This window comes from Fulvimarina thalattae (assembly GCF_040239565.1).
Lineage (GTDB): Bacteria > Pseudomonadota > Alphaproteobacteria > Rhizobiales > Rhizobiaceae > Fulvimarina.
Genome location: NZ_JBEHWS010000002.1, coordinates 322,275 through 345,790 on the forward strand (window position 1 = coordinate 322,275; position 23,516 = coordinate 345,790).

General features: G+C 61.3%; 21 protein-coding genes, 2 pseudogenes and 1 other annotated feature. Of the genes and pseudogenes, 16 read left to right on the forward strand and 7 right to left on the reverse strand.

All coding sequences use genetic code 11. From position 1 onward, the window contains the following. Positions 1-2: 2 nt before the first annotated feature. Positions 3-1,229 (forward strand): CaiB/BaiF CoA transferase family protein, encoded by a 1,227-nt coding sequence (locus tag ABRA89_RS04560; RefSeq protein WP_349940265.1) that lies wholly within the window; start codon positions 3-5, stop codon positions 1,227-1,229. After that, positions 1,226-1,957 carry a glutathione S-transferase family protein gene (locus tag ABRA89_RS04565; RefSeq protein WP_349940266.1) on the forward strand — a complete coding sequence of 244 codons (732 nt, stop codon included), beginning with the start codon at positions 1,226-1,228 and terminating at the stop codon, positions 1,955-1,957. Before ABRA89_RS04560 ends, ABRA89_RS04565 begins: the two co-directional genes overlap by 4 nt. Positions 1,958-1,973: 16 nt before the next feature. Here ABRA89_RS04565 and ABRA89_RS04570 read toward each other — a convergent pair whose 3' ends face one another. Further along, positions 1,974-2,660 carry a D-lyxose/D-mannose family sugar isomerase gene (locus ABRA89_RS04570; protein WP_349940267.1) on the reverse strand — a complete coding sequence of 229 codons (687 nt, stop codon included), beginning with the start codon at positions 2,658-2,660 and terminating at the stop codon, positions 1,974-1,976. A gap of 166 nt (positions 2,661-2,826) precedes the next feature. Here ABRA89_RS04570 and ABRA89_RS04575 point away from each other — a divergent pair. Beyond that, positions 2,827-3,171 (forward strand): annotated as a pseudogene (locus ABRA89_RS04575) (transposase); the annotation flags it as partial. Between the two features lie 304 nt (positions 3,172-3,475). Then, positions 3,476-4,645, forward strand: a complete 1,170-nt coding sequence (locus ABRA89_RS04580) for a nucleotide sugar dehydrogenase (protein ID WP_349940268.1) — start codon at positions 3,476-3,478, stop codon at positions 4,643-4,645. 12 nt (positions 4,646-4,657) lie between these two features. Here ABRA89_RS04580 and ABRA89_RS04585 read toward each other — a convergent pair whose 3' ends face one another. Further along, positions 4,658-5,218, reverse strand: a complete 561-nt coding sequence (locus tag ABRA89_RS04585; RefSeq protein WP_349940269.1) for a hemerythrin domain-containing protein — start codon at positions 5,216-5,218, stop codon at positions 4,658-4,660. Positions 5,219-5,540: 322 nt separating this feature from the next. Here ABRA89_RS04585 and ABRA89_RS04590 point away from each other — a divergent pair, with 322 nt between their 5' ends. The 7 genes and pseudogenes from ABRA89_RS04590 to ABRA89_RS04620 all read left to right on the forward strand — a co-directional run bounded on the left by ABRA89_RS04590 (position 5,541) and on the right by ABRA89_RS04620 (position 11,622). Continuing rightward, positions 5,541-6,533, forward strand: a complete 993-nt coding sequence (locus ABRA89_RS04590; RefSeq protein ID WP_349940270.1) for an ABC transporter ATP-binding protein — start codon at positions 5,541-5,543, stop codon at positions 6,531-6,533. 104 nt (positions 6,534-6,637) lie between these two features. Next, positions 6,638-7,918 (forward strand): ABC transporter substrate-binding protein, encoded by a 1,281-nt coding sequence (locus tag ABRA89_RS04595; RefSeq protein WP_349940271.1) that lies wholly within the window; start codon positions 6,638-6,640, stop codon positions 7,916-7,918. A 22-nt stretch (positions 7,919-7,940) separates the two neighbouring features. After that, positions 7,941-8,897 (forward strand): ABC transporter permease, encoded by a 957-nt coding sequence (locus ABRA89_RS04600; protein WP_463671250.1) that lies wholly within the window; start codon positions 7,941-7,943, stop codon positions 8,895-8,897. Positions 8,898-8,901: 4 nt separating this feature from the next. After that, on the forward strand, positions 8,902-9,804 hold the full coding sequence (locus ABRA89_RS04605; RefSeq protein WP_349940272.1) for an ABC transporter permease: 903 nt from the start codon (positions 8,902-8,904) through the stop codon (positions 9,802-9,804). A gap of 9 nt (positions 9,805-9,813) precedes the next feature. Further along, positions 9,814-10,524: an aspartate/glutamate racemase family protein gene (locus tag ABRA89_RS04610; protein ID WP_349940273.1), complete on the forward strand. Its 711-nt coding sequence runs from the start codon at positions 9,814-9,816 to the stop codon at positions 10,522-10,524. A gap of 166 nt (positions 10,525-10,690) precedes the next feature. Then, a pseudogene (locus ABRA89_RS04615) lies at positions 10,691-11,278 on the forward strand (IS3 family transposase); the annotation flags it as partial. Continuing rightward, positions 10,844-10,955 (forward strand) — a sequence feature (AL1L pseudoknot). (Overlaps the previous pseudogene by 112 nt.) A 59-nt stretch (positions 11,279-11,337) precedes the next feature. Continuing rightward, positions 11,338-11,622 (forward strand): hypothetical protein, encoded by a 285-nt coding sequence (locus ABRA89_RS04620; RefSeq protein WP_349940321.1) that lies wholly within the window; start codon positions 11,338-11,340, stop codon positions 11,620-11,622. Between the two features lie 441 nt (positions 11,623-12,063). Here the strand turns inward: ABRA89_RS04620 and ABRA89_RS04625 are convergent, their stop codons facing one another. From ABRA89_RS04625 to ABRA89_RS04645, 5 genes are all read right to left on the reverse strand, one after another. Further along, the gene (locus tag ABRA89_RS04625) at positions 12,064-13,449 is read right to left on the reverse strand and encodes a four-carbon acid sugar kinase family protein (RefSeq protein ID WP_349940274.1); all 1,386 of its coding nucleotides are present in this window, start codon (positions 13,447-13,449) and stop codon (positions 12,064-12,066) included. Then, the gene (locus tag ABRA89_RS04630; RefSeq protein ID WP_349940275.1) at positions 13,446-14,723 is read right to left on the reverse strand and encodes a ribulose-bisphosphate carboxylase large subunit family protein; all 1,278 of its coding nucleotides are present in this window, start codon (positions 14,721-14,723) and stop codon (positions 13,446-13,448) included. The genes ABRA89_RS04625 and ABRA89_RS04630 overlap by 4 nt, the downstream gene beginning before the upstream one ends. A 14-nt stretch (positions 14,724-14,737) precedes the next feature. Beyond that, on the reverse strand, positions 14,738-15,577 hold the full coding sequence (locus ABRA89_RS04635; protein WP_463671251.1) for a phosphogluconate dehydrogenase C-terminal domain-containing protein: 840 nt from the start codon (positions 15,575-15,577) through the stop codon (positions 14,738-14,740). A gap of 80 nt (positions 15,578-15,657) precedes the next feature. Beyond that, positions 15,658-17,112 (reverse strand): aldehyde dehydrogenase family protein, encoded by a 1,455-nt coding sequence (locus tag ABRA89_RS04640; RefSeq protein WP_349940277.1) that lies wholly within the window; start codon positions 17,110-17,112, stop codon positions 15,658-15,660. Between the two features lie 104 nt (positions 17,113-17,216). Next, positions 17,217-17,924, reverse strand: a complete 708-nt coding sequence (locus tag ABRA89_RS04645; RefSeq protein ID WP_349940278.1) for a GntR family transcriptional regulator — start codon at positions 17,922-17,924, stop codon at positions 17,217-17,219. A gap of 181 nt (positions 17,925-18,105) precedes the next feature. Here ABRA89_RS04645 and ABRA89_RS04650 point away from each other — a divergent pair, with 181 nt between their 5' ends. The 5 genes from ABRA89_RS04650 to ABRA89_RS04670 all read left to right on the forward strand — a co-directional run bounded on the left by ABRA89_RS04650 (position 18,106) and on the right by ABRA89_RS04670 (position 23,095). Next, positions 18,106-19,083: a TRAP transporter substrate-binding protein gene (locus tag ABRA89_RS04650; protein ID WP_349940279.1), complete on the forward strand. Its 978-nt coding sequence runs from the start codon at positions 18,106-18,108 to the stop codon at positions 19,081-19,083. A gap of 177 nt (positions 19,084-19,260) precedes the next feature. After that, positions 19,261-19,773 (forward strand): TRAP transporter small permease, encoded by a 513-nt coding sequence (locus ABRA89_RS04655; protein WP_349940280.1) that lies wholly within the window; start codon positions 19,261-19,263, stop codon positions 19,771-19,773. Further along, positions 19,770-21,044, forward strand: coding sequence for a TRAP transporter large permease (locus tag ABRA89_RS04660; protein WP_349940281.1), 1,275 nt, complete (start codon positions 19,770-19,772; stop codon positions 21,042-21,044). Before ABRA89_RS04655 ends, ABRA89_RS04660 begins: the two co-directional genes overlap by 4 nt. A gap of 31 nt (positions 21,045-21,075) precedes the next feature. Then, entirely contained in the window at positions 21,076-22,176 is a 1,101-nt protein-coding gene (locus ABRA89_RS04665) for an isocitrate/isopropylmalate dehydrogenase family protein (protein WP_349940282.1), read from the forward strand. Positions 22,177-22,201: 25 nt separating this feature from the next. Beyond that, a complete protein-coding gene (locus ABRA89_RS04670; RefSeq protein ID WP_349940283.1) occupies positions 22,202-23,095 on the forward strand; it encodes an NAD(P)-dependent oxidoreductase in 894 nt (297 codons plus the stop codon). The last annotated feature ends 421 nt before the right edge of the window (positions 23,096-23,516 follow it).

Consider the following 23,516-nt stretch of genomic DNA (forward strand, 5'->3'; position numbering starts at 1 on the left):
TAATGGCTGGACCGCTCGCAGGCATTCGCATCGTCGATTTCACGGCGATGATCGCAGGCCCCCTCGCAACAATGATCCTCGCCGATCAGGGTGCGGAGGTGATCAAGATCGAGCGGCCGGACGGCGGGGATCATTCCCGTCAGGTCGCCGACCAGCGGAACGGCTTCTCGGCCTCCTTTCTCCAGAACAATCGCGGCAAGCGCTCGGTCGCTCTCGACCTCAAGACCCCGGCCGGTTTGGAGGCGGCCCTGAAGATCGCGGAGACGGCGGATGTCGTCGTCGAGAATTTCAGGCCGGGTGTCGCCGAGCGGATCGGCATCGGCTACGAGGCGGTGCGCGAGCGCAACCGAAGCGTCATCTACACCTCGATCGCAGGCTTCGGCTTTACCGGCGACTGGGCGAAACGCCCGGTCTACGACCCACTGATCCAGGCGCTTTCGGGGCTCGCCAGCGTTCAGGGCGGAGACGGACCGCGACCGCGCCTCGTGCGCACCATCGTGCCGGACAAGGTCACCGCGATCCAGACAGCCCAGGCGATCACCGCCGCACTCTTTGCCAGAGAGCGCACAGGCAAGGGCAATCATCTGACGATATCGATGCTCGATACGATCGTCGCCTTCCTGTTTTCCTCCGATATGAGCGGCCACACCTTTGTCGGCGCGGAAGCAGAGAAGCATGCGCCCGAGGATCGCGACCCGGACGAGGCCCAGAGTTTCGTGGAGCTCATTTACCAGACCGCCGATGGCTGGATGGCCGTCTCCGCCCACACGGACAAGACCTGGAAGGGACTGTCGGCAGCGGTGGGCCGGCCGGAATGGCTCGAGGACAAGCGCTTCGCGACGGTATCGGCACGCGAAATCAACAAGCGTGCCCGGCTGGAGCTGACACAAACCGCCCTCATCGAGGACACCACCGATAACTGGATGCGACGCCTGACCGAGGAGGACGTTCCCTGTGCACCAGTGCTCAAGCGCGGCGAGATGATCCATCATCCACAGATCGAGGGGAACGGCACCGTCATTGAGATCACGCACCCGCAAGCCGGACCGATCCGGCAAGCCCGCAGCCCGGCGCGCTTTACCGAAACACCACTCGACGCCCCCTCGCCCGCTCGGGCGCTTGGCTCAGATACCGAAGCGGTTCTCGCAGAGGCCGGCTATGACGCCGCCGCGATCACCGAGCTCCTGGCCAAGGGCGCCGCATCCGAACCAGACGGAGACCCCGCATGATCGACTTTTATTACGCGCCGACACCGAACGGCTGGAAGGTCGCCATCATGCTGGAGGAATGCGGCCTCGATTACGAACTAAAGCTTATGGATCTTCATGCCGGCGAACAGTTTGAGCCGGATTTTCTCAAGATCAGCCCTAACGCCAAGATGCCGACGATCGTCGACCACGAGCCGCCGGAGGGGTATGGTTCGGAAGCAGTTTCGGTCTTCGAGTCGGCTGCGATCCTGTTCTATCTGGCCGAGAAGACCGGCCGTTTCGCCCCGGACAAGTCGGACCGGCGCGCCATGAAGGAACTCGACGAGTGGCTGTTCTGGCAGACCGGCAGTCAGGGCCCGATGGCCGGGCAGCTTAGCCACTTCAAGAACTACGCGCCGGAAGACGAGCGCGATTATGGCTTCAAACGCTATCTCGGTGAATACGACCGCAATCTCGGCGTTCTGGAAAACCGGCTCGCGGGCCGTCCCTACATCATGGGCGAAGACTATTCGATCGCCGACATGCAGGCATTCCCCTGGGCCTTCATCGCGAAGCCTCTGGGTGCCTCGCTCGACGAATTTCCGCGCGTCGCCGACTGGCGCGGGCGGATCAAGCAGCGGCCGGCCGTCCAGCGCGCTATCAATCTCGCCAAGGACAAGCAGAACCGCGGCCAGCACCGGGTCGACAACAACGAGATCATGTTCAATCAGAGCTCGAAGTCGCTGAAGGGCAAAAGCGCTTCAAGCTGAACATGTCGATAGGCGGTCAGGCGAGCCAGGTCGCGTAGTCGCTGACTAACAACCGGTGTGGCGGCTCATCCTCCTCGATCGTCGCGAAGCGGCCGATCGGCTCGCGGAAGAGGTTGTCCGTCTCGTCGTCGTTGACCGTCGAGACCTCGCCGATGAGGACGTCGCCGCCCTCGCCCCAGAACGCATGCCAATCGCCGGGCCTGAGAGTCACGCTCTCGCCGGGGGCAAGCGAAAGGTGCTCACCGGGACCGTAGTCGCGCCAGAGCCCGTCGCACATGACGCGGCCACCAGCCGTCTCGCTGAACTTGCCGTCCTCGTCGGAGCCGAAAAGCTCAACGACCAGCGTCGCGCCTCCACGATTGATGATGTCTTCGGCCTTGATGACATGGGTGTGCATCGGGCTCAGCTGTTTCTCCCGCGAAATGAGCAGCTTCTCGGCGTAGCACATGCCTCGTCCCGCCGTGAGGTCGGCGAGTTGACCGTTTCTGAGCGTAAAGAGGAAAAGGCCCATCTCCTCATACCGGCCGCCGCCGTAATCGGTAATGTCCCACCCGCAGCGGCTGTCGATCACATGCCGGGCTTCGTCCTTCCGCGCCTTGAATTCTTCCGGCGTCCAGTTCGCAAAGGGCGGCAGGATGAAGCCATGGCCGGCGATCATCTCGGCGGCATCCGCCATGATGCGATTAATATCGGAACGCTTCATCTAGCGAGGCTTTCGTGATTGAACTTCAGAAGGGAACGTCCAGACCAAGTGGCATTGCGGGACGCGGCAGGATTGGGAGGCTTCTGGATATCCTCTGAACAATCCCTTCCGCAAGATCGAATATCAGAGACATCTAACGGGCCGCCGACGCCGGGCGGGGGCCGAAAAGGCCCTGAAGGCGTTCGAGGAAGGCGAATGGGGCCAGAAATACAAGGCCATCGGCCAGAGCTGGAGCAGGGCCCGGGCCGAGGTCGTCCCGTTCTTCGCCTTCCCCAAGGAAGTGCGCGAATTTGTCTAAACCACGAACCAGATCGAGGCGCTGAACTACAAACTGCGCCGGGCGGTGCGCGCCCGCGGCCACTTCCCGAGCGATGACGCGGCAATGAAACTGTTCCTTCTCGTCTTGAACCGAGCCGAGAAGGAGTGGAAAATGGCACCGCGTGAGTGGGTGATGGCCAAGGCGCAGTTCGCCATCCTTTGCGGCGAGCGCTTCACAAGGGCCATGGCCTGAGAAGGTTCAACCGCCCGCCCACACGCGGAATTCCTGGCATTTCTGGCAGCGGCGAAGCTCGCTGCCGATCGTTGCGGGAGCCCGGCAAAGGGCCCAAGCGATGGTGGCATTGGATTAGCCCGCGGCATGAAAATCGGCGATCTGCTTTCTTTCGAGAGAGGACAGTTGGACGTAGGATACTATCGCAACACTCCATTTGGTCTGGACAACGGAGCTGACTCTGCATCTGCAATGGGTTGTTGCACTTCCCCTTGGAACTCAGATCCGCTAGCCAGTCGCCACGTCAAGGTCATCAAGGCAAATCATGAAGATTGCAGTCGCAGGTCTTGGATATGTCGGTCTCTCGAACGGCGTGCTTCTGGCTCAACACAACGAGGTTGTTGCCCTCGATATCGTCGAGAGCCGTGTCGCGATGGTCAATCGCGGTGTCTCGCCGATCATAGACGACCATCTGCAGGCCTTTCTGAACACCGAGAAACTGTCGCTGACCGCAACGACGGACCCCGCTCACGCTTTCGAAAATGCCGACTTCGTGCTGGTCGCAACCCCGACGAACTATGACCCCGATACTGGTGCCTTCGACACCACCTCGATCGAGGCCGTGATCGAGGATGTCCTGAAGATCAGTCCCGAAACCACCATCATCGTGAAATCGACCGTCCCGGTCGGCTATACGGCGGACATCCGCACGCGGCCGGGATGCGGTAACGTGATCTTCTCGCCCGAGTTCCTGCGAGAGGGAAAGGCACTCTACGACAACCTCTATCCCTCGCGCATCATCGTGGGAGAGCGATCGACGCGTGGACGGCAATTCGCCGATCTCTTGAAGCAGGGCGCACGGAAGGAGGAAATCGAGGTACTGCTGACGGATTCCACCGAGGCAGAAGCGATCAAGCTCTTCGCGAATACGTTTCTTGCCATGCGCGTCGCGTTCTTCAACGAACTCGACACCTATGCCGCCTCGCATCAGCTGAATACGCGGCAAATCATCGAAGGCGTCTGCTTGGATCCCCGCGTTGGCGGTCACTACAACAATCCGTCCTTCGGCTATGGCGGCTACTGCCTTCCGAAGGACACGAAACAGCTCTTGTCAAACTATCAGGACGTTCCTCAGAACCTGATCCGTGCCATCATCGACTCCAACTCGACACGCAAGGATTTCATCGCCAATCAGATCATCGCCATGGCGCCGGAACGCGTCGGTATCTATCGCCTCGTGATGAAGGCGGAATCCGACAATTACCGTGCATCGAGCATTCAAGGCATCATGAAACGGGTCAAGGCAAAGGGTATCGAGGTGATCGTCTACGAACCCATCCTCGAGGATCAGGACGACTTCTTCCACTCGCGGATCGAGCGTGATCTCCAGCGGTTCAAGGCTGAATGCGATGTCATCGTTACGAACCGGATGGTCGACGAATTGGCCGACGTCGCGGAGAAGGTCTTTACGCGCGATCTCTTCGGAAACAACTGACGCCGAAGCCCTTTAGATCGGCACCTCGTAGAAACCGATGGCATCGGCGAGCTCGACTTCTTCGTAGCGAAAGTGGGAGCGCACCAGCGCTTCGAGGGCGCGGAGCGCTTTCCTTGCTTCGGCGAAATTCGCGGCACTCGCCTCGTCGGCAACGGTCTCGGCCTTTTCGGCCAGCGCTTCGATGTGCTCGTGGATGACCACATGCTCCTCCGCAAGGCGGTCGAGAACCTTGAGAAGACCCTCGCCGGCATGCTGGCGCAGGGCCGGAAACACGCCATGCTCCTCGGCATTATGGTGAAACGTCAACTGCCTGCATTCGCGACCACACAAAGTGCCGAAGCCCTTGTAAGCCCGAACCATCGGCAGCACGGCCACCGCTGCAGCGAGATCGGGCGCGGCCCTTTCGCCCATCTCGATCAGTGAAACGAGCTTGTTCAGTTCATCAAGCTCGCGAAGGTGCATTGCGTGGATATGCGACAGCGTCTTGCCGTGCAGTTCCTGGAAAGGCGTCAAACCTTCAATTTTCGGAGCGAGCGGTCTCGTTCGGTCGTCGAGAAGTGTGGTCTTGGTCAAAGTGGATCAGCTTATTATTATAAATACTATTTTACAACCAAAGGTAAATTCGGCATTCTTTGCCGTAAGCTCAAGCGCTTAGATGAATAATAGGTCGCAAAGCGTGCGGAACAAACTAAAAAAGGACTTCCTGCTCAATATTTGGTCAAACCGACCGAAATTTGGCTTCGGTAGCGATGGAAAGAGCCAGCAGCGCCCGCGCCGATGGACGAAGCATCGTTTATTGTAGAGCGGCTATCCAAGATTCCCCAGACAAAATGAGAGATTGGCACGGGCCTTGCTGGCGTTTGGGCAAACGCATCAGCAGGGAGCGGGCCCACCCGTGCCATCCGAAGCCGCCGATCTCGAACTTGCCGCCGTCACCAAGGCATATGGGGACACGCTAGCGGTCGATCATGTCTCGCTGAAGATCCCGGCGGGCACCTATTGCTGCCTTCTCGGGCCGTCAGGCTGCGGCAAGTCCTCGACCCTGCGTATGATCGCCGGCCACGAATTCATCTCCGATGGCGACGTGATGATCGGCAACAACATCGTCAACGATCTGCCGCCCGCGAAGCGCGGCACGGCCATGATGTTTCAGAGCTATGCTCTGTTTCCCCATTTGAGCGTCCGCGAGAACGTCGCCTTCTCGATGAAGATGGCGGGGGTGGACAAGGCCGAGCGCTTGAAGCGCGCCGACGACATGCTGAGTATGGTGGATATGGGCCGCTATGCCGACCGTCTTCCGGCGCAGCTTTCTGGCGGTCAGCAACAGCGCGTTGCGCTTGCCCGCGCCCTCGTCACCAATCCGACGGTCCTTCTCCTAGACGAGCCGCTTTCCGCGCTCGATCCGTTCCTGCGCATCCGCATGCGCGCCGAGTTGAAGCGCTATCAGCGGGAATTCGGCATCTCTTTCGTGCACGTCACCCACAGCCAGGAAGAGGCGATGGCGCTCGCCGACATGGTGGTCGTCATGAACGATGGCCGCATCGAGCAGGTCGGCTCGCCGCGAGAGGTCTTCAATCGCCCGCGCACGAAGTTCGTAGCCCGGTTCATGGGCGGCCATAACGTCGTGTCGGAGGGTTCGACCTCCTACGCAGTGCGGGCCGACAAGATCCGTGTCCTCGTTTCCGGGGCGCCCGCCGAGGGCCGGACCGCGACGGTGAAGGATATCGAATATCAAGGCATGACCGTCCACGTGACACTCACCGACGCGAATGGCGTCGACCTTCTCGTCACGCTGCCCGAGCACGAATACGACCGCAACCCGGTCTCCGAGGACGATACCGTCACCGTTGAATGGAATGCCGACGATCGCCACGAACTCGCGGCCTGACAGGCCGCGCAGAGCTCCTCCCAAGGCGTCCGGATCTTCGCGGGTTCGGGCGTCCCGGGAGCTTCATCGCAACCCCTTGAACGCAGAAAGCTTGGAGAAACCCCATGACTGACAAGAAACTGCCGCTGACACGCCGCTCGCTCCTCAAGGGCGCCTCGGCCATCGCTGGCGTTGCCGCTACGACCAAGCTTTCGGGCTTCCCGACCCCTGCCATCGCGCAGGAGAAAGTCACGCTTCGCTATCTGTCCACGGCGGTGAACCAGTCTCCGGGCATCGCACAGAAGGCCGGCGAGGACCTCGGCATCAACATCGAATACATCGCGGTCACGACCGACGACGTCGCCAAGCGCGTCATTACCCAGCCGAATTCGTTCGATCTCGTCGATACCGAATATTTCTCGCTGCCGAAGCTCCTGCCCTCGGGCAACATCATGGGCCTCGACGCCAACAAGATCAAACTCGCAGATCAGATCGCCTCGGTCATCCGCGAGGGCTCGATCGACGGGAAAGAGGTCGGTCTCGACGGCACGGCGCCGTCGGAAGTGCTGTATCTGCCGTCCGAGCAGGCGACCGAGTTCGCCAGCGAGGCAACCGACTTCCTCACACTCATCCCGACAACCTACAACGCCGATACGCTAGGCATCCGCCCGGACCTCATCGACGGCGAGGTCAATAGCTGGGCTTCGCTCCTCGATCCGAAGTTCGCCGGTAAGGCCGCGATCCTCAATATCCCGTCGATCGGCATCATGGATGCTGCAATGGCGATCGAAGCGCGCGGCGACATGACCTATGGCGACAAGGGCAACATGACCCGCGAGGAGATCGACAAGACGATCGCCGCGCTGATCGAGGCCAAACGCGCCGGCCAGTTCCGCGCCTTCTGGACCGACTTCAACGAGTCCGTGAACCTCATGGCCTCCGGCGAGGTCGTCATCCAGTCCATGTGGTCGCCGGCGATCACCGCTGTCCGCACCCAAGGCATCGAGTGCAAGTATCAACCGCTCAAGGAAGGCTACCGCGCCTGGGCTTCGGGCTTCGGTCTGCCGGTCGCGATCGCCGACCGCGAGAAGGACGCGGCCTACGAGTTCATCAACTGGTTCCTGTCCGGCTGGGCCGGCGCGCATCTCGCCAAGCAGGGCTATTACACGGCGGTCCTGTCGACCACCCAGGAAGCCATGGAGCCCTACGAATGGGCCTACTGGTTCGAGGGCAAGCCGGCCGAACAGGACATCATGAGCCCGGACGGCAAGCTTTTGGAAAAGGCCGGCGCCGTGCGCGACGGCGGCTCCTACGCCGAGCGCATGGGCAAGGTCGCATGCTGGAACGCAGTCATGGATGAGAACATCTACATGATCCGCAAGTGGAACGAGTTCATCGCGGCCTGATCCAGTGACCACGACGAACCATATGACAGCAGAGGAGGCTTCGGGTTCGCCCGAAGCCTCCTCCGAAACCTCCGGCGCGCAGACGACGCGGAAGGTGCCGACCAGCTGGACGCCTGCCTGGGTGGCCTATCTCCAGGCCGCGCCCATGGCGCTCGTCTTCCTGCTGTTCTTCATCCTGCCGCTTCTTGCGACGCTAACCGTCTCGTTCTGGAACTACACCGAATATTCGATCGAGCCGGCCTTCGTCGCGACGAACTATTCGGATGTCTTCTATGGCTGCTTTTCAGGCGGCTCGGCGCTCTGCACCACCTTCGCAACCTATCTGTCGACCTTGAAATTCGTCGCGATTGTGTGGGTGATGACCCTCACGATCGGCTTCACGGTCGCCTACTTCCTTTGTTTTCACGTGAAGACCCTGCCGATGCAGATCGCGCTCTTCATGGTCTGCACGATCCCGTTCTGGACCTCGAACGTCATCCGCATGATTTCGTGGATTCCGCTTCTCGGTCGCAACGGCCTCGTCAACGACACGCTGCAATCCCTCGGGATCATCGATGCGCCGCTCGAATGGCTGCTCTATTCCGATTTCGCGGTCGCGCTGGCGCTCATCCACCTCTATACGCTCTTCATGGTGGTCCCGATCTTCAATTCGATGATGCGGATCGACAAGGCGCTGATCGAGGCTGCCTACGATGCAGGGGCATCGAGCTGGCAGACCCTCACGAACATCATCATTCCGCTGGTCAAGCCCGGCATTCTCATCGGCTCGATCTTCGTCGTCACCATCGTCACCGGCGACTATCTGACGATCGGCATCATGGGCGGCCAGCAGATCGCCTCCGTGGGTAAGGTTATCCAGACCCAGATAAACTTCCTCCAGTTCCCGATCGCCGCCGCCAATGCGATCGTGCTCCTGGCGGTCGTCCTTCTCACGATTTGGGGCATGCTGCGCCTCGTCGACATTCGCAAGGAGCTTTGAGGCCATGGCCGTCAAAACCGTTCCGCGCGAGGAGAAGCGCCCACGCAGCTTCTATCTGCTGGCGCTGTTCTTCGCGCTCTTCGTGGTCTTTCTCTACGGGCCCGTTATCACCATCCTGACGCTCTCGTTCCAAGGGCCGTCGGGCGGGCTGACCTTCCCGATGAACGGTTTTTCCTTCTACTGGTTCGAGAGGCTCTGGGGCGGAGGCGGAACGGTGGACATCGGCTCGGCCTTCCGCCGGTCGATGGTGCTGGGGCTGACAGTGATGGTGCTGACGGTCGTGATCTCGGTGCTGGCGGGACTTGCCTTCCGCAAGAAGTTCCGCGGTTCGACCGCGCTTTTCTACATCGCGATCGCCAGCCTGATCGTCCCTTCGATCGTCGTTTCGCTCGGCATCGCGCTGGAATTCCGCATCATCGACGACATCCTCAGGCCCTATCTCGCCGCGATCGGCCTTGTCTCGCCACGCGGCAATTCGCTGGGGCTCTTCACCTCCGGCCTCGGGGCGCATCTTTCATGGACGCTGCCCTTCGGACTTCTCATCATGTTCGCGGTCTTCAACCGGTTGGACAAGAGCTACGAGGAAGCGGCCCGTGACCTCGGCGCAACCAACTGGCAGAGCTTTCGCTACGTGATTCTGCCGATGATCGCGCCTTTTCTGATCGGCATCGCGCTCTTCGGCTTCACGCTGTCATGGGACGAGATCGCCCGTTCCAGCCAGACCATGGCCTCGACGAACACCCTGCCGCTCGAACTTGCCGCGCTGACGACCACCGTTACGACGCCCGAAATCTACGCGCTCGGCACGTCGGTCACCGCGGTTTCGTTCACGGTCATCTTCGGGACACTTGCCGCCTTCATTCTTTTGCAGAAGCGTCGTCAAAGGCGCGGAATGAAGGACAGCTAAGGCAGGTCAATGCGGCTCTCGATCGTCAATCCGAATTCCACCCGTTCGATGACTGAAACCATCGCAGGGGCGGCAAGGCGCGCGGCCGCGCGGGGAACCGAAATCCTCGCCTATCAGAACGATGCCGGGCCAGTCTCGATCGAGGGGCATGTGGACGGCGCCCTCGCCGTGCCAGGCCTCCTGCGAGCGCTTCAGATCGCCGAAGCAGACGGCGCGGAAGGCCACATCATCGCCTGTTTCGACGACACCGGCCTTGATGCCGCCCGCTCGGTGCTGACGGGCCCCGTCATCGGCATCGGCGAAGCGGGAGCCCGCATGGCGAGCCTCGTCGCCCGGCGCTTTTCCGTCGTGACGACGCTGTCAGTCTCCGTACCGATCCTCGAAGACAATCTTCTGAAGGCCGGCCTCGCCACCTCCTGTGCCAGCGTCCTCGCCAGCGAAGTTCCGGTTCTAGCTCTCGAGGAAGACCCCGAAGCCGCAAACCGCAAGATCGCGGAAACGGTGGAAAAAGCGATCGAGCGCGACGGTGCCGAAGCCATTGTCCTCGGCTGCGCCGGCATGGCCGATTTCGCCGCGAAACTCTCCGAGCGATACGGCGTCCCCGTCGTCGACGGCGTCGTCTCCGCGGTCAAGCTGATCGAGGGCGCGGTCGCCATAGGCCTCACCACCTCAAAACGCGGCGGTTACGTCCTACCCCGCGCCAAGGAATGCGGCTTCTAGGAGGGTGAATCATAAGCGCCCGAACTGATCCGCCTATCTTCGTTAAATCGCCGGACGCTTGAGGTTCCAGGCAGTTTCAAAGTGTTGGCCTCAACCGCCACGTCCCAATGTCTTTCCGTTGATCTCAAAGAGAACCACGGCGGGCGAAGCTCGCGCTGGGAGGCGGTTGTGTCGTTGCGGCGAAGATCGGCTGCCCAGCGATGTGGCCGAATGGATGAAGGCCCTCGAACGCGAGAACCGAGAGTTTCGCCAGCCGACCGAGATTCTGCGCAAGGCGTCGGCGTCTCACCCGCCACTCGAACCAGCGGCGTGACGGGTTCGACTTTACCCAGGTAGAGCTCGACCGCTTGTTCAGGAAATGATCGCCTTCATCGACAAGCACCGCGAGGAGTATGAGGTCGAGCCGATATGCCGTTCGCCATTCTCGCTCGGACCAATGGCGCGACAAGGCTCACTCTGCCCATCGCCCTATCCACCGCCCACGAGCATATCGCGCAGCGGCGCGATCCGTCGCGGATATCCTCCTCTGCGCATCGCGATGTAGCCCTGAAGCCGGAAGGGCTGGGTGTGGTCGCCGAGAACTATGGCGTCTATGGCATGCGCAAGATCTGGCGTCATATGAACCGCGAAGGATTCGATGTTGCCCGCTGTACGGTGAGGCGTTCGATGCGCGAACGCGGCCTGCAAGGAGTGATCTGTTGGCAAGCCGGTGAAGACGACAATCAGCGACAAGGTGGCGCCCTGTCCGCTCGATGATGAACATATGTTGGATTTTTTCGGCCACAGTGTTTCTCTTACGTTCTCAAAACCAATGTGCCGGATAAGAGCGATTCGCGCAGCGCCGGGAAACATGCGACGGTCGGTTTCGTTCTTTCTTTGCGCTTTAAAAACAGGCGCGCGGAAAGCGAGGCGAATGTGAAGCCGGAAGAGCGCTACCCACGAAGGCGGAAATCCAAGGCTGAACGCCTCTACCTGATCGCGGCTATCGCGGCCGCGGTGGTAGCCATTGTGTTTATCGCGATCGAATCGCGAGAGATTGAGCCACCTGGGCCACCACAGATCGGGACCGACGCGACAAAAGTCCCTTCGCCGGAATGATTCAGCGAACTCCCTTAAGTCTCATGCTTGTAAAATTGAGCCTATCAGCGAATAAAACGCCAAAACCGTTTGTAGGTAAGAACGTTCAACGTCGCAGATATCGCTACAAATGTCTTAAAAATCGAAGGTTTAAACTGATAAATGGTGGTGAGAAAGGGGTTCCGCCGAATTTTCACTTTAGCCGTTAATTAGGCTGGCTTTATCGCTCGCCTTTAACGAGTGCCTCGTGTGCCACCGTGGCGTGCTCCGAAGCAAGTTGTAAATCGTCACCGGCAATCTTGATTGCCAAGGAAATCATACGCCTCGAAAGCTCAATTACCTAACCGGATTATAAACAGTCCTGCAGCCAGAAATAGTCGTCTCCGAACGGCATAAACCCCATTTGGGAATGAGTGTCGTAAAACACCGTTCTGCTATCTCGCTCGTAATACTTCGAACAATCTACGACGTTCCATCGCGTATTTTCGTGAGGTAATCGGCAGCGCCCATCTGGCCACCTTTCAGCGCGATTTCGAAATCACCCGAGGCGCTATGAGAACCATATGCTTTACAAAGGGGAGCCCCCGGAGCGGCGGGTGCGAGGGCCGATAGCGCTTCGATCCCGAGTTCCTTCGCCGCAAAACTCGAAGTGTCGCCACCACAGATGACGGCCCGGCCAATCCCAGCCTCATCCAAAAGCCGCTTCAGCACCTGTCCGAGCCCCTTCGACAGGCGCCGTTGCGCGGCGCCCTTCGCCTTTGGCGATCCTTCGACCATCGCCTCCAGTCGCGCGACAGCCGGATCGTCCGGACCTCGGGCCGAGGCGATCAACGGGCTCTTGCCCTTTGCGAGAACGGCGAGACCCAGCTGGGCCAAGCGTTCGACTTCAGCCTGCCACGTCGTATCGGTTTCAAGCGCACCGAGATCGGCCGCAATGAGTTCGAAGCCGTTCGTCGCGGCATGTTCGATCTGACCAGCCGTGGTCGGCGACACAGAGCCTGAAACGACCGCGATCCTGTCCACGGGTGCGATCGTCGGACGGGGCGGATCGGCCGCGAGAATGCCTGCGCGACGCCAGTGAGCGATCAGCGCATATTCGAGCCCCTGGCTCCCCGCAGCGAAGATCGGTCCCGTTTCGCGCTCCTGCCAGATCAGTGCGCCGACGCCTGCGAGGGTCTCCTCGTCGAGAACGTCGAAGGAGACGATCTCGCAGCCCCGATTCAGTTCGGCTTCGAGCGCGTTCCGGCCCTCGCCCGTTTTGAGCGCCGCGAGATCGACGAGACCGATTTCCCGATCCGTTTGCCGGGACAAATGCCGTGCAAGATCGGCCTCGTCCATCGGCGTTGCCGGATGCCGGCTCATGGAGGGATGCCGGTCGAGCCGATAGTTTTGCCCGGCGTGGGCCGCGAAGAGGTGCCCGAACGCCTGGTAGCGTCGGATCGCGGGCGCGCCGGTCACCAACGGCACGAAACGAGGCGAAAAGACGCTCGCGCCGAGGTCTATCGCACGGCCGATGGAGCCAATCTCGGGCGAGGAGTCGAAGGTCGAACAGATCTTGTAATGGTTGATCGGGGCGTTCAGGCTTTTCAGCGCAGCGAACGCGCCGGGAAGCGTCTCGTCCATCCATTGCGGTGTCTCGGCACGTGCCGTGCTCGCGATGCCGATCACCCGGTGGTCCGCAAACCGGGCGAGCTGCGTTTCGCCCGGCGCCTCCAGAAACATCACCGTCGGCAGGCCGGCAAAGGTCATAACTTCCATGACGGCCGACGAGCCGGTGAAGTCGTCGCCATAGAAGGCGACGAGTGGACCGTCGGGAAGTCCGCCGTCGAGACGCGGTCCGGAACTCACGCGCCGATCTCCATCGCCTGGCGGAGTTCGGCATCGCCCTTCGCCGCATCTTCGAGAGGAACGCCCTCGGACGCCGCCTCCCAGGCGCGCCGCAGCGCGCCGACGCCGGCTGCCGGTCCGGCGGGATGGGCGAGGATGCCGCCGCCGGCGGTATGGATGAGATCCGCTCTTCCGAGGAACGCGAAGGTGCCATGCGCCTGACGCACTGTCTGTCCGGAGGAGAAGACCGGCATCACCGTCATCGGATCGTCGGGGAACAGAGGGTCGAAGCAGGACCGGGCGGAGATCATCACCGACGGATCGGTCTCGGCAAACTTGTTGGCAAGGCCGTTGACATGACAGTGGTCGACGCCGGCAAGCCGCCAGATCGTGTTCCAGGCCGGGAAGGACCAGCCAAGCGAGGGATGGCGCGTCAGATAGCCCCAGCCGTTGCGGTGGGCATGGATCGGCAGCTGAGCATGCTTCCGCAGCGCCAGCATGCCTGCCAGACCGACGGAGTTGAGGCTTGCCATCACGCATGTCCCCCCCGCAGCGAGGACGAGGTCGTGGCGCCTCCGCATCTCGTCGAGATCGCCGGTGAGATTGAAGGCGATCATCACCTTCTTGCCCGTCCGGTCCGCATGGCGATCAACGACCGCCATCACGGCTGCGACGCGCTCATCGAACGGGCAGTGCGGGCCGTCCGCCTGGAGCTCGTCGTCCTTGACGAAGTCGATGCCGGCTTCGCAAAGAGTCGCGATGAGGCCGGCGGTCTCGTCCGGCCCAAGCCCGACGGACGGCTTCACGATGGTGCCGATGAGGGGGCCGGCTGAAACGCCCGAAAGCCGGCGGGTTCCGGTGACCGAAAAGGCCGGCCCGGGATAGGCGCGGGCGAAGGCGTCAGGCAGACGGATCGCCTCGATCCTGAGACCCGACACCTGCCGCAGTTCGAACAGATTGCCCGCGACGGTCGCCATCAGGTTCGGCAGGGAGGCCCCTAGGTTTTCCAGCGGCCAGGACAGCGTCACCGATGCCCGCCTTGCCCTACGAGAGGGGTCGACGGCGCTGGAGGACAGCGCCTGGGGAAGGTCTTCCGCAACGATCTCGCAGCGCTCGACCCTGGCCGCAGACCGGGCCTTCAGCGCTTCGTCCTCGCCGGGCACGGACACGAAAGTCCCGCTGGACTGTTCGCCCGCCATCACGGCGGCGACATCGGCAGGATCGGCCGTTGTCTCGAGAATATAGTCGGCCTCTATGCGCGCGCCATCGTTCATGATCTCGGGCCCATCCTTCATCCGCCTCTACCGCCTCACGTGATCCGGCGAATGCTCTCGGCGATTTCGTCCGGTTCGAAGACGCGCAGCCAATCCTCCTTCATGAGCATCGGCATGCCGTTCTCGATCGCCTTGTTGCAAGCATCGGAAAAGACGCCGTCGACTTCCTCGAAGATGACTGCACCGAGGATGTTGAGGTGACCCACCAGGAAATCCCGGGCGGCCGTCTTGTCGACGCCGCGGCGCACCACCTCGTCCATCGCCTGACGCATGGCAAGGAGCAGGGTGGCGCAGACGGTTTCCGACAGCCCCGGCTCAAGCAAGGCCATCTGGTCAACGGTCACGCGATGGGAGCGCAGGATCGGCGCCCAGATCGTCCTGGCGATCTCCTCGCCGGTCGCGTAATGCTCCTCCGGACCCTGCATCAGAGCGCTGACGATCGATTGCTTGGCCGCGATTCCGCCGAACCGGTCGGCAAGGGCGGCGTCGTGGGGTTCGGTCGAGAAGATCGGCGGATGACAGGGATGGGTGACGAAATAGGTGATGTCGTCCCGCTTCGGCAGGTGACCCGCATAAGGTGCCGCCGCATCGAGAATCACCACGATGGTTCCGGGATCGAGCCGATCGACGAGACCGGACGCCACTGTCCCGATCGCAGTGTCGGGAACGGCCAGGACCACCGCGCCGGCCCCGTCGAGCGCTTCGTCCAAAGGCACGCATTCGGTACCGAACGCCGCCTTCAAACGGTCCCGTCCGGCATCCGATACTTCGACATGTGCCGTCTCGTAGGCCGAGTTTTGGAGATTGCGAGCGAGCCGCATCCCCATCTTCCCGCCGGCTCCGATGAGAGCTAATTTCATGACGTTCCTCCTGATGGTTCTAAAATTCGTCGCGGACAGGTGCGGGCTCGCGCGGCAACGCCGCCGCCATTCCTGCGTGTCCGCCGGTTTCTGCGTCAGCCGTGCTTGATCGACACCGTCTTCAGTCGGGAGAAGCCGTACAACGCTTCAAAACCCTTTTCTCGGCCGTGACCTGACTTGCCGACGCCGCCGAAGGGCAGTTCGACCCCACCGCCGGCGCCATAATTGTTGATGAAGACCTGGCCGCAGTGCAGCGCACGCGCGAGCCGCATCTGACGGCCTCCGTTCTCGGTCCAGACGCCGGCGACAAGCCCGTATTCGGTGCCGTTCGCAATGCGAATGGCATCCGCTTCGTCTTCGAATGGGATCAGGACCTGGACCGGACCGAAGATCTCGTCCTGAGCGAGACGATGATCCGGCGCAACGTCCGCAAAAAGGATCGGCGCAACGTAGTGGCCGCCGGAGGGTGCGTCGGCAGCAATCGTTCCCTCTGCGGCAACGACAAGGTCCTTCCGTCCCTCCTCGATGAACGCCGTCACGAGCTTTTTCTGCTTGGCCGAAACCAGTGGACCGAGCGCGTAGGAGTCCTTGGCCGGCCCGACGACGAGGCCGCGATAGACCTCCGCCATGCGGTGCTTGACCTCATCGTAGACGCTGCGCTGAACGAGAACCCGCGAAGCCGCCGAACACGTCTGCCCAGCGGCCTGGATGCAGGCTCCGACGAGGGTCGGGAGCGCCGCGTCGAGATCGCAGTCGTCGAACACGATATGCGGAGACTTTCCGCCAAGCTCGAGCGTAACCGGGACGACGTTCGCGGACGCCGCCTCCTGAATGCGCTGGCCCGTCCCGACGGACCCGGTGAACGAGACGTGGTGGACGCGGGCGTGGCCGGACAGGGCCGAACCGACATCGTGACCATAACCGGTGACGATATTGAGCGCGCCTGCCGGCAGCCCCGCTTCGAGGCTCAGCTCCGCGACCGCGAGAGCCGACAAAGACGCATCCTCGGCCGGTTTCAGGACGCAGGCATTGCCCATGGCGAGTGCCGCGCCGACCGAGCGCCCGAGGATCTGCATCGGATAGTTCCATGGGATGATGTGCGCCGTGACGCCGTGCGGCTCGCGCAGCGTCAGCACGGTCGTTCCCGCCTGGTAGGGAATGGTCTCTCCCGTCACCTTGTCGGCCGATGCGCCGTAGAATTCCAAATAGCGGGCAAGGGCCTTCGCATCGTTCCGCGCCTGGTCGAGCGGCTTGCCGACATCCCGCGATTCCAGCTCGGCGAGTCGTTCGGCGTTCTCCTCCACCAGTCTGCCGAGACTGGCGAGGATTCGCCCGCGTTCGGCGGCCGTCGTCCGCCCCCAGTCGCCGGAGAGCGCGTCTTCCGCCGCGCAGACAGCCTTATCGACGTCCGCCGTCGTTCCCCTTGCGATCCGGCCGATCCGCTCGCCGGTGGAGGGATCTTCCACATCGATCGTGTCGCCGGCGGAGCCATCCTGCCAGCGCCCGCCGATGAACAGCTTCGTTCGCTCGAAACCGAAATGTATCGTCATACTCGTCCTCCCGAACGACGCACATTCAGGAAGCGCGCCGTTTCTCTACTATCCGTCTGCACGACCGCGTCACTGCCGACGTTTATCTCTCGAATTCTCCCCCCTCACAGCGCACGGCGCACATAGGGTTCGATCCTGTCATGCGCGGCATCGATGTGCTTCTTCATCATCGATGCGGCTCGGCCTTCGTCCTTCGCCGCGATCGCCTCGAGGATCGTCACATGCTCCGCAATGACATCTTCCACGACACCGGAGTGAATGCGGACCCTGAAGATGTGCAGCTGAGTGAAGAGCTTGGTGAGCGTGTCCAGCAACAGTTCATTGCCGCAGGCCGAGGCGATCACGGCATGGAAACGGCTGTCGAGCATGACGAGTGCGGTCGAATTGCGCTCGCTCGTTTCGCCGAGAAGATCCTGCATCTCCTGTGCGATCGCCCGGAGATCGGACAGATCGGCCGAGGAGGCTTTACGCGCGGCCTTCTGCGCGGCGGCGGGCTCAATAAGCGCACGCATCTCGAAAATCTGTTCGAGCCGCTCGAGAGTCGGCAGCGGCGCAACGAAGAAGCCTGAATTGTGCCTTTTGACGACGAGCCCTTCGCTCTCGAGCCTGATCAGCGCCCCGCGGATAGGTGTCTGCGAGACACCGAACCTGCGAGCGAGGCCGTCGACCGAAAGGCGTTCTCCTGGCGGCAACCTCAAAGAGACCAAGTCGTCGACCAGACGCTCGTGGACTTCCTCCCCGAGGCCCGGGCGCTGCTCGATGCGATCACTGATGCGCGCATCGTTCCAATCATCAGCCTGGTATCGAGACATACTCTGATCGATCGCTCCGCAAACCGTTGACCGCTTGTCAATTTCATATTACGAATATCGTATCGGATATCGGATGTAAATGCATCAGCACTATTCGAGTTGACTTCGAGCGATCGGGGAGAGGTCGCCGAGCAATCGCCATTTCGGCGTCGACAGCTAAGAATTTCTGGGAGGAAACCATATGACATTGAAGAGCCTCATCGCCGGCGTCCTGTTCGCGACGACTGCCCTTTCTGCATCGGCGCTCTCCGCCAAGGAGATGAATTTCGCGATCGTAACGCCGCCGGAAGGCCATTACGGCCAAGGCGCTAAGGCCTTCGCCGAGAAGATGAACGAGCTCTCGGACGGCGAGTTCACGATCAACGTGATGGCCGGCGGCTCGCTCGGCGGCGAGCGCGAACTTCTCGAAGGCGAGCAGATCGGGACGATCGATCTCGCGATGACGTCGACAGGGCCGGTCGGCTCTTTCGTTCCGGAAATCTATGCTCTCGACTTTCCCTTCCTCTTCAATGACTACGAGAGCGCTCGGCAGATTCTCGACGGAGAGATCGGTCAGGAACTCCTCGCTAAGTTCGAGGACAAGGGAATCATCGGTCTCGGCTGGTCGGAGAACGGCTTCCGCCATATCACGAACTCGGTGAAGCCGATCAGGACGCCCGAGGACGTGCAGGGTCTCAAGCTGCGGACGATGGAGAACCAGGTTCACATCGACGCCTTCCAGGAGCTTGGGGCTTCGCCAACCCCGATGAGCTGGACGGAAGTTCTGACCTCGCTTCAACAGGGCACGATCGACGGACAGGAAAACCCGGTTCCGATCATCACGTCCAACAACATGTGGGACATGCAGAAATACGTGACGCTGACGGGTCACGTCTATTCGCCAGCCGTTATCACCATGTCCAAGATTCAGTGGGACCAGCTCTCCGATGAGGAAAAGGGCTGGATCGAAGAGGCCTCGAAGGCCGCCATCTCCGCAACCCGCGCCAAGGTCGACGAGGACGAAGCCAACGGTGTCGCGCTCATGAAGGAGAACGGCATGGAGGTGATCGAGGACGTCGACAAGCAGGCTTTCCAGGATGCGGTTCAGCCGACTTACGAGCGCTATGGTGCCGAGTACGGCGAAGAGATGATCCAGCGCATCCGCGACGCGCAGCAGTAATCCTCCCAAGGAGCGGCTCCGATTGTTTGCAATCGGAGCCGCTTTTCCCGAACGCTTCACTTCGACAGCGATCGATTTCGGCTGTTGGCGGTGCGCGCATGATTCTCGTGATTGAACGTGTTCGGTCCGTCCTGCTCCGACATTTTACCTTTTTGCTTTGACCATAAGGTGCCGCCAATGCGGAACGGCTTCCTCAATGTCGCCGAGCGGATGATCTCGGTGACCCACAACCTCGCAGCCTTGCTTCTCGCCACGGCTGCAGTGCTGGTGTTCTGGCAGGTGGTAACGCGTTTCGTTCTTGGTGACGCATCCGCTTGGTCTGAGGTTCTGGCTCGCGGTGTCGTCATCTGGATGGTCTTTCTCGGTGCCGGAGCCGGGTTTCGCCTGAGCGCGATGATTCCACTCGAATTCGTGCGCAGCGTGCTGCCTCAGAACTTTCAGCGCGTCGTCATTTTCATCGTCATGCTGCTCAATCTGATTTTCCTCGGCGTTCTCATCTGGTTCGGAACCGCAATGGCTATCCGCGTGTCGTCGCAGCAGGTCGCGATGCTGGGTGTTCCAATTTCGTGGTTCTATGCCGCGTTGCCGGTCGGCGCGGTCCTCGCGCTGCCGGGTGTCGTTCTCGAATATCTGAAGCCGATGGAAGACGTCCGTGACGAAGCCGAAACTAGCGCGGAGCAGATTCAATGAATGCTGCCCTCGTCACCGCGCTGATCGTCTTCTTCGTTCTCTCCGTTCCGGTCGGGGTTGCGATCGGCCTTGCGGCGATTGTCGGTGTCAGCTTCTTCTCACCGCTGCCGCTCCTCGTCGTTCCGCAAAAGATCTTCACGTCGCTCGACAGCTTCCCGCTGCTGGCGGTGCCGTTCTTCATCCTGGCCGGCAACCTGATGACGTCGGGCGGTGTCTCACGCAGGCTCGTCAACTTCGCGAAGTCGCTTGTCGGCGGCATCCAAGGCGGCCTTGGAGCGACCTGCGTGGTCACCTGCATGATCTTCGCCTCGATCTCCGGCTCGTCGGTCGCGACCACCTTCGCCATCGGCGCAATCCTCGTTCCGGCGATGGCGCGACACAAATATCCCGTACCGATGGCCGCAACGATCCAGGCGAGTTCCGCCGAACTCGGCGTCATCATCCCACCTTCCGTGCCGCTCATCATCTACGGGGTGGCGACCGAAACGTCGATCACCCAGCTCTTCATGGCCGGCATCGGCCCCGGCCTGCTGATTGCGACCGCGCTCATCATCATGACGCAGATTTGGTGCCGTCTCAAAGGCATCGGCATGTCCGACGGTGACGACAGCGAGCCGATCCTGGAAAGCTTCCTCGACGCGTTCTGGGCGCTCATGCTTCCGGTCATCATCCTTGGCGGTATTTACGGCGGCATCTTCACACCAACCGAGGCAGCCGCAGTTTCGGTGATCTACGCGCTTGTCGTCGGTCTTTTCATCTACCGCGAGATGTCCATCACCGATCTGCCCCAAATCTTCCGTGCGGCGACGATCTCAACCGTTGCCATCATGCTGATCATCGCTACGGCGGGTCTGTTCTCCTTCCTGGTCTCGCTGTCCGGCCTCCCGAGCGTGGTCGGTGCATGGGCCGAGGGCTTCTTCGAATCGCCGATCAGTTTCCTTCTGTTCGTGAACATCCTTCTTCTTCTCGTTGGAATGTTCGTCGAAACCTCGGCAGCGATCCTCGTCCTCGCGCCAATTCTCGCTCCGATCGCCATCGGCTATGGCATCGATCCTGTTCATTTCGGGATGATTATCGTCATCAATCTCGCGCTCGGCATGATCACGCCGCCGCTTGGCGTCAATCTTTTCGCCGCAGCGCAGGTCGCACGAATACCGGTGCAGCGCATGTTCCTGCCGCTCGCCGTGCCTTTCACCGTCGTCCTCTCGATGCTTCTCATGATCACCTACGTTCCGGAGATCTCGCTCTTCTTCCGCGACCTCTTCACCTGATACCCACCGCACGAAAACCCGGATGAATTCGATGAGTGACACCAAACCCGAAACCTACCGGATCGCGACGATCGAAGGCGACGGCATCGGTCCCGAAGTCGCCAGATCGGCAACCGAGATCATCGCAGAAGCCTGCGGAAAGGCGAAATTCGATTTCATCATGGCCGATGGCGGCGCGGCGCATTATCAAAAAACCGGCGACGTCCTTCCCCAGGAGACGGCAAAACTCTGCCGCGAGTCCCACGCGATCCTACACGGCGCCGCGGGGCTGCCCGGCGTCGTCTATCCGGACGGCACCGAGGTCGGCAACGAACTGCATTTGAAGTTGCGGTTCGATCTCGACCTTTATGCAAATGTCCGCCCAATCAAGCTTCTGAAAGGCGTGACCTCGCCGCTGCGGGCGTTCGACGGTGGCGGCATCGACTACGTCATCGTGCGGGAAAACACCGAGGGGCTCTACGCAAGTCGCGGGGCTGGTGTCGTCCTTCGCGGCGAATTCGCGTCGGACAGCCTCGTCGTCACGCGCAAGGGTACGGAACGGGTCGCGCGCTTCGCCTTCGATCTCGCGAAGAAGCGCAATGGTGCGCTGCGCGATAAAAAGCACCGCGTCACTGTCTGCGACAAGGCCAACATCTTGCGCAGCTACGCCTTCTTTCGTTCGATCTGCGACGAAGTGAAGTCCGAATTCGCCGATGTCGACATCGATTACGCCTATGCCGACGCGATGACCGTTCATCTCCTGAAGAAGCCGGACTTCTACGATGTGATCGTCGCGGAGAACATGTTCGGCGACATCATCTCCGATCTCGGCGCAGCGACCGTCGGCGGCATGGGCATCTCGCCGTCGGGCGAGATCGGCGATCATCACGGCCTTTTCCAAGGCGCGCACGGGTCTGCTCCGGATATCGCCGGGCAGGATGCGGCGAGCCCCGTTGCAGCCGTGCTCTCTGCGGTCATGATGTTGCGCTGGCTCTCGGACCGCTACGACGACGAGAGCCTTGCGGCCGACGCTGCTCGCATAGAGCATGCGGTGGAGAGCGTTCTCAGCGCTGGCGACCACGTCCCGGCCGATCTCGGGGGCTCGGCGCGATGCAGCGAGATGACCAAGGCGATCCACAAGGCACTGAACTGACAAGCTTGCGCGGAAAAGGAACCCTATGACGAAGCGAACCGTCGGAATGATCGGCGTCGGAATGATGGGGCACGGCATAGCCGCCAACATCGTCTCGGCAGGCTGGCCGCTGCATTATCTCGATCATCCTGGAAACCAGCCTACCGAAGATCTCGATGCCTCGGGGGCCTGCCGTGAGAGCGATGCCGCGAGCCTCGTTGCAAAGATCGACGTCCTCATTCTGTGCGTAACAGGTAGCCGGGAGATCAAGACGATTCTAACCGGCGACGACAATCTTGCTGGCCATTTGAAACGCGGGACCATCGTCGTCGATTGCTCGACCGGAATTCCGAGCGAGACCCGGACCGTGGCCGAACGGGTCGAGGCCTCCGGCTGTCGCTTCGTCGATGCCGCGATGACCCGCACACCGGCAGAGGCGAAAGCAGGACGGCTCAATCTCCTGATCGGAGGGGACGCGGACGTCGTGAAGGAACTGACGCCACTTCTGGAGGCGTTCTCGGAAAACCGGTTCCATGCCGGCCCGATCGGGGCGGGACAGACCCTGAAGCTGCTCCACAACTACGTATCGCTTGGAACGGCCGTCGTCGTTTCGGAAGCGGCAGCCTGCGCGGCGGAGACAGGGATCGCCCCGGACGTTTTCGTGGACTGCCTGAAACGGGGGGGCGGCTACGGCGCGGCGCTCGACAGGATAGGTCCCTACATCCTATCGCAAGACGTCTCCGCCATGCGGTTCTCGAATGCCAATGCGCGCAAGGATATCGCCTATTACCAGAGCCTTGTCGCCGAGACCGGCGCAAGTCACGAAGCGGCAAATGGAATTCTCAACGCGCTCGATTGGCTCACCGAAAACGGGCATGGCGGTGCCATGATGCCGGAAGCCTGCGACGCCTTCCGTACCAAGAAGAGGGAATCCTCATAAGCGGTTCGGGACATCCGGCGTTTCAGTCCGCCCCGCCGTTCTGGGTTCCGGTACCGACGCATTTTCGCTCAGACGGTAAGACGCTTCCGGTCGATCCCAAGGCGCATGCTCGCCCAGTTGGAGACGATCTATCCATCATGTTTCGCAAGTCATGCTGGCGAGCTCGACAGGCGACTATTGGTAACTGGACGATGAAGGCTTTGACGCGCTGATCGATCTTGCATCTTCGGATGCCAGCGACGCGCTTGATCTTTCGCTGCTGTTCGGCGCCCTTCGCCCGACGCCATCTACTTCACCCAGTCGCTGCTCGCTGCGGCCCAAAACCCGCAGGCGATTCATCGATCAGAATCGGCGAGACGGTTCAGACAACCGGGACCACCTCTGTCTCTCAGGGGCAGGTCCGAGCATATCTGCCTTTGGG